General features: G+C 36.9%; 17 protein-coding genes. 11 read left to right on the forward strand and 6 right to left on the reverse strand.

From position 1 onward, the window contains the following. Positions 1–85: 85 nt before the first annotated feature. Positions 86–349 (forward strand): type B 50S ribosomal protein L31, encoded by a 264-nt coding sequence (locus tag OZZ83_RS03755; protein WP_002290330.1) that lies wholly within the window; start codon positions 86–88, stop codon positions 347–349. 92 nt (positions 350–441) lie between these two features. Here the strand turns inward: OZZ83_RS03755 and OZZ83_RS03760 are convergent, their stop codons facing one another. Continuing rightward, on the reverse strand, positions 442–1,338 hold the full coding sequence (locus OZZ83_RS03760) for a helix-turn-helix domain-containing protein (protein ID WP_252711160.1): 897 nt from the start codon (positions 1,336–1,338) through the stop codon (positions 442–444). A 377-nt stretch (positions 1,339–1,715) separates the two neighbouring features. On the opposite strand from OZZ83_RS03760, the gene OZZ83_RS03765 reads away from it, so the two are divergent. From OZZ83_RS03765 to OZZ83_RS03795, 7 genes are all read left to right on the forward strand, one after another. After that, positions 1,716–2,030, forward strand: coding sequence for a hypothetical protein (locus OZZ83_RS03765; RefSeq protein ID WP_002310229.1), 315 nt, complete (start codon positions 1,716–1,718; stop codon positions 2,028–2,030). A 333-nt stretch (positions 2,031–2,363) separates the two neighbouring features. After that, positions 2,364–2,726, forward strand: coding sequence for a thioredoxin family protein (locus OZZ83_RS03770; protein ID WP_278023455.1), 363 nt, complete (start codon positions 2,364–2,366; stop codon positions 2,724–2,726). A 166-nt stretch (positions 2,727–2,892) separates the two neighbouring features. Beyond that, entirely contained in the window at positions 2,893–3,219 is a 327-nt protein-coding gene (locus OZZ83_RS03775; RefSeq protein WP_002347886.1) for a hypothetical protein, read from the forward strand. A gap of 138 nt (positions 3,220–3,357) precedes the next feature. Next, positions 3,358–3,606, forward strand: coding sequence for a hypothetical protein (locus OZZ83_RS03780; protein WP_002347887.1), 249 nt, complete (start codon positions 3,358–3,360; stop codon positions 3,604–3,606). Between the two features lie 21 nt (positions 3,607–3,627). Next, positions 3,628–4,029 (forward strand): hypothetical protein, encoded by a 402-nt coding sequence (locus tag OZZ83_RS03785; protein ID WP_002320697.1) that lies wholly within the window; start codon positions 3,628–3,630, stop codon positions 4,027–4,029. 54 nt (positions 4,030–4,083) lie between these two features. Next, positions 4,084–4,329, forward strand: coding sequence for a hypothetical protein (locus tag OZZ83_RS03790; protein WP_325066016.1), 246 nt, complete (start codon positions 4,084–4,086; stop codon positions 4,327–4,329). A 166-nt stretch (positions 4,330–4,495) separates the two neighbouring features. Then, positions 4,496–4,861: a DUF2512 family protein gene (locus OZZ83_RS03795; protein WP_002289228.1), complete on the forward strand. Its 366-nt coding sequence runs from the start codon at positions 4,496–4,498 to the stop codon at positions 4,859–4,861. A gap of 146 nt (positions 4,862–5,007) precedes the next feature. On the opposite strand, the gene OZZ83_RS03800 is transcribed toward OZZ83_RS03795, so the two are convergent. Together OZZ83_RS03800 and OZZ83_RS03805 are read right to left on the reverse strand one after the other, a co-directional pair. Further along, a complete protein-coding gene (locus OZZ83_RS03800; RefSeq protein ID WP_002290321.1) occupies positions 5,008–6,216 on the reverse strand; it encodes an MFS transporter in 1,209 nt (402 codons plus the stop codon). Between the two features lie 18 nt (positions 6,217–6,234). Beyond that, the gene (locus OZZ83_RS03805) at positions 6,235–6,513 is read right to left on the reverse strand and encodes a hypothetical protein (RefSeq protein WP_002289230.1); all 279 of its coding nucleotides are present in this window, start codon (positions 6,511–6,513) and stop codon (positions 6,235–6,237) included. A gap of 192 nt (positions 6,514–6,705) precedes the next feature. Here OZZ83_RS03805 and OZZ83_RS03810 point away from each other — a divergent pair, with 192 nt between their 5' ends. Then, positions 6,706–7,362 (forward strand): Crp/Fnr family transcriptional regulator, encoded by a 657-nt coding sequence (locus OZZ83_RS03810; RefSeq protein WP_002289231.1) that lies wholly within the window; start codon positions 6,706–6,708, stop codon positions 7,360–7,362. A gap of 383 nt (positions 7,363–7,745) precedes the next feature. On the opposite strand, the gene OZZ83_RS03815 is transcribed toward OZZ83_RS03810, so the two are convergent. From OZZ83_RS03815 to OZZ83_RS03825, 3 genes are read right to left on the reverse strand one after another with little or no spacing between them, the layout of a single operon-like run. Continuing rightward, complete coding sequence (locus OZZ83_RS03815) at positions 7,746–8,543, reverse strand: TPM domain-containing protein (protein WP_002292333.1); 798 nt, start codon at positions 8,541–8,543, stop codon at positions 7,746–7,748. After that, positions 8,540–9,724: a hypothetical protein gene (locus OZZ83_RS03820; RefSeq protein ID WP_002292334.1), complete on the reverse strand. Its 1,185-nt coding sequence runs from the start codon at positions 9,722–9,724 to the stop codon at positions 8,540–8,542. The genes OZZ83_RS03815 and OZZ83_RS03820 overlap by 4 nt, the downstream gene beginning before the upstream one ends. Before the next feature lie 24 nt (positions 9,725–9,748). Then, a complete protein-coding gene (locus OZZ83_RS03825) occupies positions 9,749–10,996 on the reverse strand; it encodes an SPFH domain-containing protein (protein WP_002315432.1) in 1,248 nt (415 codons plus the stop codon). A gap of 214 nt (positions 10,997–11,210) precedes the next feature. On the opposite strand from OZZ83_RS03825, the gene dnaX reads away from it, so the two are divergent. Beyond that, the gene (gene dnaX, locus OZZ83_RS03830; RefSeq protein ID WP_002292336.1) at positions 11,211–12,956 is read left to right on the forward strand and encodes a DNA polymerase III subunit gamma/tau; all 1,746 of its coding nucleotides are present in this window, start codon (positions 11,211–11,213) and stop codon (positions 12,954–12,956) included. Positions 12,957–12,976: 20 nt separating this feature from the next. Then, positions 12,977–13,291 carry a YbaB/EbfC family nucleoid-associated protein gene (locus OZZ83_RS03835; protein ID WP_002292337.1) on the forward strand — a complete coding sequence of 105 codons (315 nt, stop codon included), beginning with the start codon at positions 12,977–12,979 and terminating at the stop codon, positions 13,289–13,291. Position 13,292 lies beyond the last annotated feature (1 nt).

Consider the following 13,292-nt stretch of genomic DNA (forward strand, 5'->3'; position numbering starts at 1 on the left):
TGAAACATGTTAAGATGTTAATGTTGTAAATCGACAAATCAACTCTGGTTCAGCAAATGGAGCAGGGCAAAGGAGCGAAAAAATCATGAAAGAAAACATCCATCCAGATTACCACCCAGTAGTATTCATGGATTCAACAACTGGTTTCAAATTCTTGTCAGGTTCAACAAAAACTTCACAAGAAACAGTTGAATGGGAAGACGGTAATACATACCCAGTCATCCGTGTCGAAGTAACTTCTGACTCACATCCATTCTACACTGGACGTCAAAAATTCACACAAGCAGACGGACGTGTGGACCGTTTCAACAAAAAATACGGTCTCAAAGACGCAAACGCTGCGGAATAATAAAAACGCTGATAATTCAACGTTTAGCAGACTATCCGATAGGGATAGTCTGTTTTTTTTCGTTTTTGACCATAATGAATAGATGGATATCGTTACTCAAAAATGGGTGGGATACAGTAAATTTTTTCGAATTTTATTAAATCAAATTTAAATTCATTGATTAAACTATCCATCTCTAATAATTCTAGTCCTTGTAAAATTTTCATTATTCGTTTTCGTCCTTTGATGCTATCTCCTTCTATATGACAGATTAATGCCTTATAAAATTGAATGGATATCTGAGTATCTTTTGCAAACAATAATCTATGATGAGTAGCTTCAAATTTTTGTAAGTATTGTTTAGAAAAGTGAATATTTTTGCGTTCTAACATTAAAAGAAAAGCATTATTATAAAGACTGGATAATATCGGATGAAATATTTCAAAATCGTTGTATTTTTCAATTTTGCGTTCGATTTCTGTAAGCCTTTGGGAAATATAGTTTGTATCAAAAAGAAATAGTAATGAGCTAAAACTGATCATTTCAAATCTTCCCCACTCATTTACTTTTTCTAAATAATTGGCAAAGTGATCCAAGTGTTTTTTATCATTTTTATTCAGCTTACGTTTTTCTATGGGCAGAGTATACCAATCAAAAGTTTTTATGATTAAATAGTTGCGAATATCAACAATGTCTCGTGTAGTATTTGCTTTTTTTCGAATGATTTCTAAAGTATACTTCCGTGATCCTCTATTCTCTCTAGTAGCTTTAATAAAATCTTTTATCTTTTTATTTTTCTTTCGTATGCTATCAAATTCTAGATATAAGACAAATTCATCCATGGTTATATTCAATTTATCAAGAAATTCCAATAAAATAACAAAAGTTATGCTATTTTTTTCAGTTTCATATCTAGATAATGTATTTCTTGTTGTTATATTGTGAGCTAAATTTTTTTGAGAGATACCTCTTTCTACACGCAACTTCTTAAGCAATTCCCCGCTATCCATATCACCGCTCCGTTCTTTTATAATTGTTATGCGCAAATTAATCATAAAATGAAAATAATACGTATTTTTAATCATAATAACATAGTAGATAAAATAAAAACACGGGAGGTGTGTATTTAATATTGAAAATCGGGGATAGGTTGTTATTTGGGTGGTGGATAGATTGTCGATCGATTATTTATCCCAGTTCTAAATGTTTCTGCAAGCAAAGTAGTTAATTCTAAGACAACAAATGAAAAAATGATTTCAGATTTTACGGATGAAAAATTAGATATATTCACGAAGTTGTTTGATATTACGGAAACTACAAAGTTAGTAAGCACAATAGTAACTAATGATATGAAGTCAAGATTTCAAATGAATTACGCAATAGAAATATGATTATTCATGTACCAAAAAGCTCATTGGATTTAACAAACGCAAAAGTTCTACAAGTTACAGAAAATTCAAAGGATTTTTATACGATCACGGTGCCCATAGTAGATGATGATTATAATTTATTTAGTAATTTGACGGTTACTTACAGTCAGAATGGAGAAAATGAAGGATATCAAGAAACTATTATTAGTCGAGGGTTGAACAATAAAATTCAAATTGAATCTTATGTAAACGGTAAATTGATGAAATCTGATTTACTTAATGAAGAGTTTTTATCTAACGAGCAAATTAAGAAGGACATGCAAAATGTATAAAAGCAAGGAGTTTTGTTACCTCAGAGTAGAGGTGTTGCTGCTAAAATTGCTTGTATTGTTGTTGTTCTTGGTATTAGTAAATACGTTGCGACTATCATTGCAGGAGCTTGTGTTGGTTCGTGCCCAGCTATACCAGTTATTTGTGCTGCTTGTATTGGAGGTTTCGTAGCTTTAGGCACTGGGACGATGAGTTCTGTAGTGGCTTGTTTTAAACTTTGATTGGATTGATGAGATGTGAAAAAGTCGATTAAAACTAGCAGAATAATTATATCGTTTCTATGTCTCTTTGTAGTAGCATTCTCGTTGGTTTTTTTTCAAACGGGCAGATTTGGTATGAATAATATTCTACCTGAGATAAAGACAGAAGTGTTAAAATTAAAGCTTGAAGGTTCTGATACTTTCTTATTATATGTAGGTAGACCGACTTGCATTCAATGCCAAGAAATTGAACCTACCCTTCGAAACATATTAAAAAGTGTAGGAGTAAAAGCCAGCTACTATAGAACTGATATAGCTCGAAACGAAGATGAAAAGAGCTTAGAGGAAGTAGCTAAAAAGCTTGATTTAACTGTAGTACCCTCATTATTAATGATTTCTAAAGGTGTTTTAGTTGATAGATTAGATGGTGTTTACACTGAAAAAGCTATTTCTGAATTTTTAGAAAATAATAAAACTATTTTTGAGGAGGATGCATAGTTGTTTATCCCTATATATAGCATGATACTTCTAGGCTTATTTTTAGTATTTTGTCTTTACGCTCTGAAAATACTTCAAAAAAATAATGATGATACGCGACGACAAATAGCACAATTAAGAAAAGATATTGAGTTGATCTTGGAAAAAATTAGGGAAAATAATTAAAATGGTGGATTTACGTTACTTAGAGAATTATTCTAAGCAAGTGCTTTTGTTAGCGGTTTCGTTTGCCTATGGATACTTTGTCAGTCCTAGCGAATTAAAATTAAGTAATTTCAATTTTCGTACATTGACAAATGAGTGCGAGAACAAATTTATTTTTAGCTTATCTACGGATAGTCAAACTATTGATAGGTTATCCAAAGCATATGGACAAAAGTATCTAAACTTGGATTTTCTTGAAAATCAAGGGAAAACTTCATGGTGTGCAGCATACGCTACTACAGCTATTATCCGTTATCAAACCAAGAAAAGTTTTCCTACTGCACGATAGATGATGTCAACCTTGTATCCAAGTTCATCCAATTTAGCAGATGAATCTGCCTCAAATATCCAATGTATTAGCTAGGCTAATTCTTATGGATTTCATAGTATTTCAAATAGATGGGGGACAGCTACAGCAGAAGGAACGATGCTTGAAATTAATGCGAATCGGCCATATTGGGTATCTGCGCTAAAACAAACTAGAGGGAAGGATAGGCATGCGCTTGTTGTTAGAGGGTACGCTAACTTTGATTTTTATAAAACGATTTCCGTATGGAATCCATGGAGTAATTCAAGCTATGGATATGATCTACTGGACCCTTCCAGTCATTTGATTAGTACTCATGGGGTGGTATTCAAACAAGATTCAGGATTATTTTCTTGGCATTATCTATAAATAGCATTAGGGGTGTTAGGAGTGAAGTATAAAAAAATTTCTTCTCTTATTCTAGTAACAATATTATTATGTACGGCTTGTTCTTCTCCCGCTAGTCAACCGAAGAAAAAAGAACTAGAATTATCAAAGGAAGAATGGGAGCAGCTAACTTTTTTTTGTGGAGAATGGGTATATACGGGAGATGAATCAATGTGGACAATCAACATTGATAAACATTCAATAGACATTTCGTATGATAAACACCAGTTTAATGGTGCTTTCACAGGCATAAAAGTAAATGATGGGTTGACGATATATTGTGAAGATAATCAATGGGCCTACACATTGGATAAGAGAGATGATGAGCGTATATTCGTTATACGCAGTAAGCTAGATTCTGGAACGACTTCAAATGCTATGGGAATAGAGTTAATAAAAAAGTAAAGAAATTAGAATAATTATAAATGAGAGCAAATTCAAGAGTTTGCTATAAGACAAGTGATAAAAACACCTTATATTAACAAAATGAAGAGGGGTTATTTCGAAGTAAAAAACCATTTACCTAAAAATAGAAAACAAGCAGACCGGCTTGCCTTTTTAGTTACACAGCAAAAAATCGCACATAAATTCATGCATCAAGCCATTGCTTTTCATGAAATCGATTATCTGGTGACAAGTAACGAACTGGCAAAAGAACAGTATGAGAAAGTAAAGGAACACCATATCGAATGTCTGTATGGATGAATTATTGCGTGAATATTCTAAGGTGTTTTCCCATTTTTTCATTTTCTTAGATAGGACCTTATCTTTGCTCGCTTCTCTTAGCCGATGGTATAATATGGTATAATAACGAAAAGGTTATCTTGTTAGATAACCTTACTTTTTTATCCAGAAGAAAGGAGTGCAGAAAATGAAACATGTGAAGGCGTTGGTAGTGAAGGCAATCATGATCTGGGCAATTCTTTGGGTCGTGCTGACCGGTTTATACGGTGTTAGCTTTATGGATTCAACGATTGTTGGGGTAATTATCGTAGTGATGATCTATGTGCTAGGGGATCTGTTGATCTTACGTAAAGTAGGAAACATCGCAGCAACGATCGCAGATGCTGGTTCAGCTGCAGTTATCTTGTGGCTCTATCTATACTTTATGAATGATACAGTCGATATTTGGATGAAAGTCTTGATTCCTGCTCTATTGATTGGTGTGGCAGAATGGTTCTTCCACAAGTGGTTGTTAAGTCAAGGAATCGTACCAGATGAACGGAAAATGGAATAAATCAACAGTTAAACTATTCTTATCGATAAATGAAAGCTTTAAAAATAAATAGATGTTTAATTAAGAATAATCATAAACTATTTTTACTCAAAAAACCGCTCAGATCATTTTCAGATCTGAACGGTTTTTTTATCTATTCATCAAGATCAAATTTCATTTTTCAATGATTCAATCAATTCGCCCTCTGCTTCATGACTATGTTTTCGGCCATTAACAAGATAGAGTGCTGTACATACCAATGGAATGACTCCGGCAATCACATACAATCCTCTAAATGAAGTAAGAGATTTTAGCATCCCCATCAAATAAGGACCAACGCCTAAGCCTAGGTCTAAACCAATAAAGTAGGTAGACAAAGCAATACTGATGCGGTGTTCTTTTACGATCTTCAAACAGACAGCTTGTCCATTTGACATGAACGTACCATAACCTAAACCGACTAATGCTCCAGAAATAAGCAATGTCACACTATTCGTCGTTACACTCAGTAAAAATAATCCTGCTGTTAAGAATAAATAGCTAGGATACATCACGTATTGTTCTCCTTTGACATCGAAAATCCTTCCAGTCAATGGACGTGTAAATGTGATGACCAAAGCATATACGACGAAGAAAAATGACCCAGCAGCAACTAAGTGGATTACTTTTGTATAAGAAGATAAAAATGATAAAACACTTGAATAAGAAAGACCCATCAAAAAGGCGATTCCTGTAATGAAAAGTGCTTTCTTTTCAATAAAACTATTGATATTCCATGAACGAAGAGATGTTTTTTGTTCTTCAGATAATGGAATATTTTTTACAGGAAAGACAAGGCAGGCAATTGTAACAAAGAAGACCAGTACAATTGAAAACCAAATAATGAAACGAAAGTCAGTCATATTCAGCAAAATCATTCCTAAAAATGGTCCAACAGCGGCAGCTAAACTAGTACTTAATCCGTAATAATTGATGCCTTCCCCTTTTTTAGATGCAGGGATATATGCAGTAACAATAGCATTTGTAGCTGTAGAAACTGTACCGTAACCAAATCCATTCAAGAATCGAACTAAATACAATGCCCCGATAGTTGGTGTATAAAGATAAGCTAATGTTGTCAGAAGATAGAAAATCGCGCCGCCTCTTAAGGTAAACTTCCGACCAAATAGTTCTAACTGTTTCCCCATGAATAAGCGTGCCAGCAATGTTCCGATGATATATATTCCAGAAGCAAAACCTGCTTGGCTCAAGCTGGCGTGTAATGTGTCTTGCGCAATGACTGCCATGATGACCATCAACAGATAATAAATCAGGTAGACAATAAAATTGATCAATGTGATTCCGATAAAATATTTATTAAATAATTTCTTTTCCATGTATGTTATACATTCCCCTTAAGCTGAATATGCTTTTAATTTTTGTATTTGAACTTCTACATCGTGATAATTGGATGGATAGCGATCAACAAGTTGGCGAATAAATAAATCCCGTGTAGACATAAACAGGTTTAAAAATTCTTCGCATTCGTTTGTTGGATTCTCATCCACTGCTTTGATCAATTCGATCGAGTTTTGATACGCATCATTTAAAAAGACTAAAGAAGCTTTCATGTCAAATCTTGTTTGATATGCTGTTTCTAATCGATTAATGATTGTGTTCATCCAGTAATTCATGTTTTTTCCCTCTATTCTTAAAAAATTTTACTTCTGCAGTATAACGAATAAAAAAAAGGAAAAAAATCGCATAAGTGATGGAAAAAGGTACTTAACAAATGTTAATATCATTAGTAAAATACCTTTGGACTTTAAAAAGTTTTAAAGTACTGTATGATCTTTTTAGATGAAAGTTTGGATGGGGGAGCATCATTGGATAGTAGAGTCTTAAAGGAATATTTGGATAAAAATGATTTTCCGATTATACGCAAAGGATATCATAAATATTTGACATTCGAAGGGATGGAAGATTCCCATACGTATATCTTGAAAGAGGGAACGGTAAAAGCAAGTGTTATTTCAAATGATGGGAGAGAATTTAACCTTCGCTATATCAAAGATCTTGAAATCGTCTCTCTTTTAAAAGACGAATATTCACAATTCATCGATTCGCCGTATAATATTCGAGTTGAATCAGAATATGCAGAGTTTTATCGAATCAATCGTGTGAGATTTTGGCAAAATATCAACCAAGATCCAAAGCTACAACACTATGTAAAAGAGTATTACCGCTATCGCTTGCTTTATTCGATGAAAAAAATGCAACAAATGCTGTTAAATGGAAAACTGGGAGCTGTTTGTACGCAACTTTACGAATTATATGATTTATTCGGTGTGCGAACAGAAGAGGGGATGCTGATCGATTTTTCGATCACAAATGAAGAAATCGCCAAATTTTGTGGTATTTCAACTGCTAGCAGTGTGAACAGAATTTTAAAGCAGTTGAAAAAAGATGGTATTATCACAGTGAAAGATCATCATATCGTTATTTTGAATATGGACTTGTTAGAAGACAATATTATCTTTTGATGAACAAAGAGGTTGTGACAGAAGTGGGCAGCTTCAAGAAACAAGAAGGAATTTCCGAAAATTGTTACTCAAATTTTTTGACAAATTTCGGCTTATTTTCGAAGAAGCTACTTCTGGAACACCGTGAATAAGAGGTTGTGAAATCAGCGTTTTGAGCTAATACCGAGGGTCAGCTGATTGAACACCGTTTACCAAGAGGTTGTAAAAAAGCTGTTCTGCATCAAGTAATAAGAACAGCCAAGTAAAAACAGCTCCTAATGTTTTTAACTTGGCTGGACTTATTACCGCAGATGTAAGCTTTTGAACACCGTTTATTCGCAACAAAAGGGCTGTGACACGATTTTTGTCACAGCCTCTTTTTGCGAACTTTCATTTAGCTATTTTTAGAAACTTCTTCCGCCACCGCCAAAAGTCCCGCCACCGCTAGAGTGGGTAGTACTTCCGCCACCGCCGCTTCCAGGAGGTGGGCTTTTGGGGATTCTTCTTGTCGTGACAAAAGAATTTGTCAGACGATCGGTTTTTTCAGTTAATTTGATACTGGATTTTTCTCGGAACGGATATTTGTAGATGCCTGATTTCAATTGATAACGCGAAACAGTCACAAAATAAAAGACAAGACTAAGGATAAGAGCCAAAACAACAGCAATGATGATTTCCACTGTCGTCAAAACTTTATAGCGTGTGATTTTGCCAGTTTCTTCATCTACACGATAATGACCTCCTGGAACTCCGTCTTCCACATATGTGGCTGATTTAGACAAGTACGCTTTTGCAGCATCGTAGTAGGCAGCATTCGTCATCTGATCATAAACATCATCTAAGATCGAATCGATTCTACTGTCAGTCAAATAATCGATCATATTACCAGAAGTCGAAATGTAGATTTCACGCTGCCCCATATCCAATAGCAAAACTGAGCCATTTTGATCATTTCCGACTGCCTTTCTTAAGTAATTATCGGCAAAGTCTCTTGGTTCTTCTGAATTAGAAGTAGTTGTGACGATTAAGACACGTCCCTTGATTTTTTCATTCAGTTTTTCTGCCTGTTGTTCCAAAGAGTGGATTTGATCTGTAGTGAACAACCCAGCCTCGTCATTTACCGTTGCTGTATCCGCATGAGTAGCCACCGGCCAACTAACACTTACTAGCAAAAGAAAGAACAAAAAGAATTTTTTCATCATATCAAGTAACCTCCGATCAGAAAGAGGATCGCTAGTCCAGCGAAAATCCCAAGAGCAGTCAGTCCTAATTTTTTCTGGCTAATCGGCAGGACACCGCTGACTTTTCCTGTTTGTCCATTCATTGCATAGTAGTAGACTTTTTTACTTGAGTCATTGCTTCGATAAGTAACGAGCCATACCGGCAACAATACGTAATTATTTACTTCATTTGTGATTGAAGCAGAGGTTCGGACACCTGTCAATGTTGTATACCCATTGGCAGTATCTTTTAACAGCTTCTCTGAATAGTCTTTTAATTCAGACTGAATTTGCGATTTGATTGCCTCGTATTCGATATCTCTTTTTTCTGCTTGGAACCCGGCTAAATACTGGCTTTTAAAATCAATTGCTTTATCTAACGGGAAAGGTTGCACGCCTTCGACCATCTTTTGTTGCGTATTTTTTGATAAGGCATTTTTTACTAGTTCTTTAAAAGAAAGCTTGCCTGCTCTTGAAACAGCAAATTGCTTCGTTTCTGTGTATTCGATGTCACCTATTCGCCAAATGCGGATAACGGTGCCGTTTGCCTGCATTGTGCCATCTACTTCAGCATCTGTAGCCCAATAAGGGAAATATACACCCGTCAACTTATCGATTTGATCCTTATTGAAAAAAGCTTTTGGAACAAACCATTTTTTCTTGGTCCAAGCGAGAAATCTATTGATTGCTTCTTCTTTCTCGACAGCAAAAGGAAGTACTTTATTTGGCAAGAATTCTCCGCTTAAACGTCCCGATAGTACAACGGGATTATGGCAGTAGTAACAATAAGTCGCAGCAGTGGTCGCATCGGTCACAATCTCTGCACCACAGTTGGGACAAAGGAAAAGATCCATCGATACAGTATTACCTGCAGCTTCGTCCGCTGTATCTGAAAAACCGCCTGCCTCGTCAAACGCTTTGCGCTCGGCTTCACTCATGTTGGTAAGCTGTTCTTGGGCTGTAAAAGTAAAATCTTCTGTAGACGAAGGTTCTTCTTTGCTCTCTTCGCCAGCCATACGCGCTTCTTTTTGCTTCTGCTCATATTGGCTGACTTCTTCTTCGGTATAAATATTCAGGCAGTATTCGCAATGAAATTTTTGGTCTTTAGGATCAAAAGTCAACGGACCGCCGCAATTAGGACATTTATGTGTAAGAACATCCATCAGCTGCACACCTTTCTCAATAAATTAATCAACGGGGATTCCTTTAAACGGTTTGCCGCAGTTTGGACAGAATTTAGGGATGCCGTTGGAAAGATCCACAATCTCGTTGCATTCGCTGCAACGCATCTGTAGCTTAGGCTGAGCGTTTTCTACTGGTTTGGCAGCGCCACAGTTGGAACAGAATTTTCCGGAATTTTCTGTCCCACAGACTGGACACGTCCAAGTATCTGCATTCCCTTGTGCGGCTTGTTGATTTTGTTTTTCAGCTTGTTGCTTGATTTGTTCTTGGTTGTTTTGAGCCGCTTGGGAAAGGTAAGAGCCATTTGCATTCATTCCCATACCTACGCCCATAAAGCCAGTCATTGCTCCTGCTTCATTTTTTCCAGCTGCTTCCATTCCACGGGCAATGGAACCTTGCACGTATCCTTCACGTACGCTAGGATCACCTAGCATCGCCCCTTCGTTACGCATATTGATTAGTTTCACAGAATCATCTGTGTAAGAAATGCTGGCCACAGCGACAGAGACGATCTCCATCCCTCGCAACTCGCGCCAAGAATCATCCAATGCAGTATCCATGTATTTGCTTAACTCCAAACTCTTAGATGGGACATAAGAAATCCGTTGTCCATCCGCAGACATCTGATTGATTGCTGATTGCAATGCTGTTAGGAATTCAGCTAAGTATTGCTCATTGATATCATTGATTTCTACTTGTGTTTTGTTTTTAGGAATTGCGTTTGTATAAAATAAAATCGGGTCAACGACATGAATAGAATAAGTGCCATGTGCCCGTAAGAATAATTCTGCGTTATAGAAATTATCAAAGTAGTTCAATGGCGCACTCGTACCGAATTTGATTCCCTTTATTTCTTGGAGATTGATATAAAAAACTTGTTGTTTCTGCGGTGTAACGCCACCAAATTTAAATCGGTCAAATGTTTCAGCAATTGCTTCTTTCAGTGTTCCGTTGAACATGGAAGGAGCTGCGTCATTTTTAATGGTGTAATAACCTTCCTCAGCGGTATAATCGATGATTTTTCCACCATCGACCAAAAGCATCATCATGTTTGGATAGACATGGACGACTGTTCCGTCTGTCAAAACATCTTCTGTTCCTTTACGATTGGAGCCACGTTTGTCATCTTTACGAACTTTGACACCTTTCGTCATAACCGTTGTATCACTCATATTGTCTGGTTCGATGACTTCTAGCCATTGATCTGCCAGACCGCCGCCGACCATACTTGTTGCTGCTTTGATAAGACCCATAAAAAATTCCTCCTCTGATTCAGCTAATGCCAAACAATTATTGTTTATTTATTATACCATAGGAAGAAGTGAAACTTCTCGGACTAGAGACGGAATTGAAATGGAAACTTGCGTATTGATTAAATACCTGAAAAAGCCGAGAAGGATAGTAGTTTTTTTACCCAATATCACGTATAATAAGAGATAGTGAATTTTTTAAAAAAGGGGGATCCTTATGGCATATCAAGCACTTTATCGAGTCTGGCGTTCGCAGCGTTTCGAAGACATCGTTGGACAAAAAGCTGTGACACAGACACTAAAAAATGCTATTGTTTCCCACAAGACCTCACATGCCTATTTGTTTACAGGACCCAGAGGAACCGGAAAGACAAGTGCAGCGAAGATTTTCGCAAAAGCAATCAACTGTCCGAACAGTAAAGACGGTGAACCATGCAACGAATGCGAAATGTGTCGATCAATCACTGCTGGTACGCAAGAAGATGTGATCGAAATCGATGCTGCCAGCAATAACGGAGTCGAAGAAATCCGATTTATCCGTGATCGGGCAAACTATGCGCCTACAAAGGCAGCGTACAAAGTGTACATTATTGATGAGGTACATATGCTTTCAACAGGAGCTTTCAATGCCTTGTTGAAAACATTGGAAGAGCCAAAAGAAAGTGTCATATTCATCTTAGCAACGACCGAACCTCACAAAATACCAGCTACGATCATTTCACGAACCCAACGATTTGATTTTAAACGGATCAATACGGCAGATATTGTCGAACATCTTGAATTTATCTTAAAAGAATCGACTATCAACTATGAACCAGCTGCATTGAATGTGATTGCCCGTTCCGCAGAAGGCGGGATGCGGGATGCATTGAGTATTCTTGATCAGGCAATCTCATTTAGTGAAGGAACGATTACTTTAGATGATGCCATGCAAGTAACAGGCAGCTTGACAGACGAAATGATGGACAGCTACTTGAGTGCTTGCGTGAAAAAAGAAGTACCAGAAGCATTGGAAGCGTTGAATCAAATTCTCGCAGCCGGCAAAGAATCACGTCGCTTTCTAGAGGATATGTTACAATACTGCCGTGATCTGCTGATGTATCAGCAAGCGCCCAATCTAGTTGAAGAACAATCAAGTACGATCAGAAGTACATTTACGGAATTGGCACAAACTGTTTCAGCGGATCAGCTATTTTCAATGATAAAGATTTTGAGCGATACACAAAATGAAATCCGATTTACTAATAGTGCCGCTATTTATTTGGAAGTCGCTACAGTCAAACTCGCACAGCTACCTTCTGCTTCTGTTCCTTCAGCAAAAATGGCATTAGCAGATGATCAGATAGTAAAACAGCTGCAACAAGAGATCAAGGAACTGAGAAACGAAATCAAAGAACTTCGCAGTAACACAGGAACTGTGAATACAAAAGTACAGCCAGTACAGCAGACGAATCACAAAAAACAAACAAGTACGTATCGGGTACCGACGGAACGGGTATATAAAGTTCTGCGGGAAGCGACAAGACAGCATCTGAACCAAGTAAAAGAAGTATGGGAAGATTTGCTGATGAGCCTCTCTGTCACTCAGCGGGCAATGCTTAAAGCAAGTGAACCAGTTGCAGCTGGCCCTACAGGATTAGTGATTGCATTTGATTATGAGATTGTTTGTCAAAGAGCAGCAAACGACGAAGAACTGCAGCTTTCGGTACACAATAATTTAAGCCGAATGATCAAAGACTATGCGCCTGATCCGGTTTATATCACAAGAGAAAGTTGGCCGGAACTTCGAAAAAATTATTTGACGCAAGCACAAGAAGAGGGAGCAGAAAATTCTTTTGCTTCTGAAGAGTCAGAAGGAGAAATCGAATTACTCCCTCAAGAACAGGAAGTACCAGAAGAAACACTTGTAGTAAAAGCAGAGGAATTTTTTGGTTCCGAGGCTGTTACAGTAGTAGATGATTAAGAAAAAAGGAGTAGATAATTATGATGCGTGGAATGGGCAATATGCAAGGCATGATGAAACAAGTACAAAAAATGCAAAAAGAAATGGCGGAAGCACAAGAGCTGCTAAATAAAACAGAATTTACAGGTAAAGCCACTAATGAATTGGTCAAAGCCGTATTTACAGGTGATCGCCGTATGAAGGACATCCAAATCAATGAAGAAGTCGTTGATCCTGATGATATTGAGATGCTTCAAGATCTTGTCGTAATGGCAGTCAATGACGCAATCGCACAAATTGATGTGGAAACTGAGAAAAAATTAGGGAAATACGCAAAAGGTTTACCAGGATTTTAGT

Source organism: Enterococcus sp. E5-162 (assembly GCF_035725965.1).
GTDB lineage: Bacteria > Bacillota > Bacilli > Lactobacillales > Enterococcaceae > Enterococcus_B > Enterococcus_B lactis.

Bases quoted from the DNA above. Each gene is read 5' to 3' on its own strand.
- OZZ83_RS03755 (WP_002290330.1), top strand. From the start codon at position 86: ATGAAAGAAAACATCCATCCAGATTACCACCCAGTAGTATTCATGGAT.
- OZZ83_RS03760 (WP_252711160.1), bottom strand. From the start codon at position 1,338: ATGGATAGCGGGGAATTGCTTAAGAAGTTGCGTGTAGAAAGAGGTATC.
- OZZ83_RS03765 (WP_002310229.1), top strand. From the start codon at position 1,716: ATGATTATTCATGTACCAAAAAGCTCATTGGATTTAACAAACGCAAAA.
- OZZ83_RS03770 (WP_278023455.1), top strand. From the start codon at position 2,364: ATGAATAATATTCTACCTGAGATAAAGACAGAAGTGTTAAAATTAAAG.
- OZZ83_RS03775 (WP_002347886.1), top strand. From the start codon at position 2,893: ATGGTGGATTTACGTTACTTAGAGAATTATTCTAAGCAAGTGCTTTTG.
- OZZ83_RS03780 (WP_002347887.1), top strand. From the start codon at position 3,358: ATGCTTGAAATTAATGCGAATCGGCCATATTGGGTATCTGCGCTAAAA.
- OZZ83_RS03795 (WP_002289228.1), top strand. From the start codon at position 4,496: ATGAAACATGTGAAGGCGTTGGTAGTGAAGGCAATCATGATCTGGGCA.
- OZZ83_RS03800 (WP_002290321.1), bottom strand. From the start codon at position 6,216: ATGGAAAAGAAATTATTTAATAAATATTTTATCGGAATCACATTGATC.
- OZZ83_RS03805 (WP_002289230.1), bottom strand. From the start codon at position 6,513: ATGAATTACTGGATGAACACAATCATTAATCGATTAGAAACAGCATAT.
- OZZ83_RS03815 (WP_002292333.1), bottom strand. From the start codon at position 8,543: ATGATGAAAAAATTCTTTTTGTTCTTTCTTTTGCTAGTAAGTGTTAGT.
- OZZ83_RS03820 (WP_002292334.1), bottom strand. From the start codon at position 9,724: ATGGATGTTCTTACACATAAATGTCCTAATTGCGGCGGTCCGTTGACT.
- OZZ83_RS03825 (WP_002315432.1), bottom strand. From the start codon at position 10,996: ATGGGTCTTATCAAAGCAGCAACAAGTATGGTCGGCGGCGGTCTGGCA.
- dnaX (WP_002292336.1), top strand. From the start codon at position 11,211: ATGGCATATCAAGCACTTTATCGAGTCTGGCGTTCGCAGCGTTTCGAA.
- OZZ83_RS03835 (WP_002292337.1), top strand. From the start codon at position 12,977: ATGATGCGTGGAATGGGCAATATGCAAGGCATGATGAAACAAGTACAA.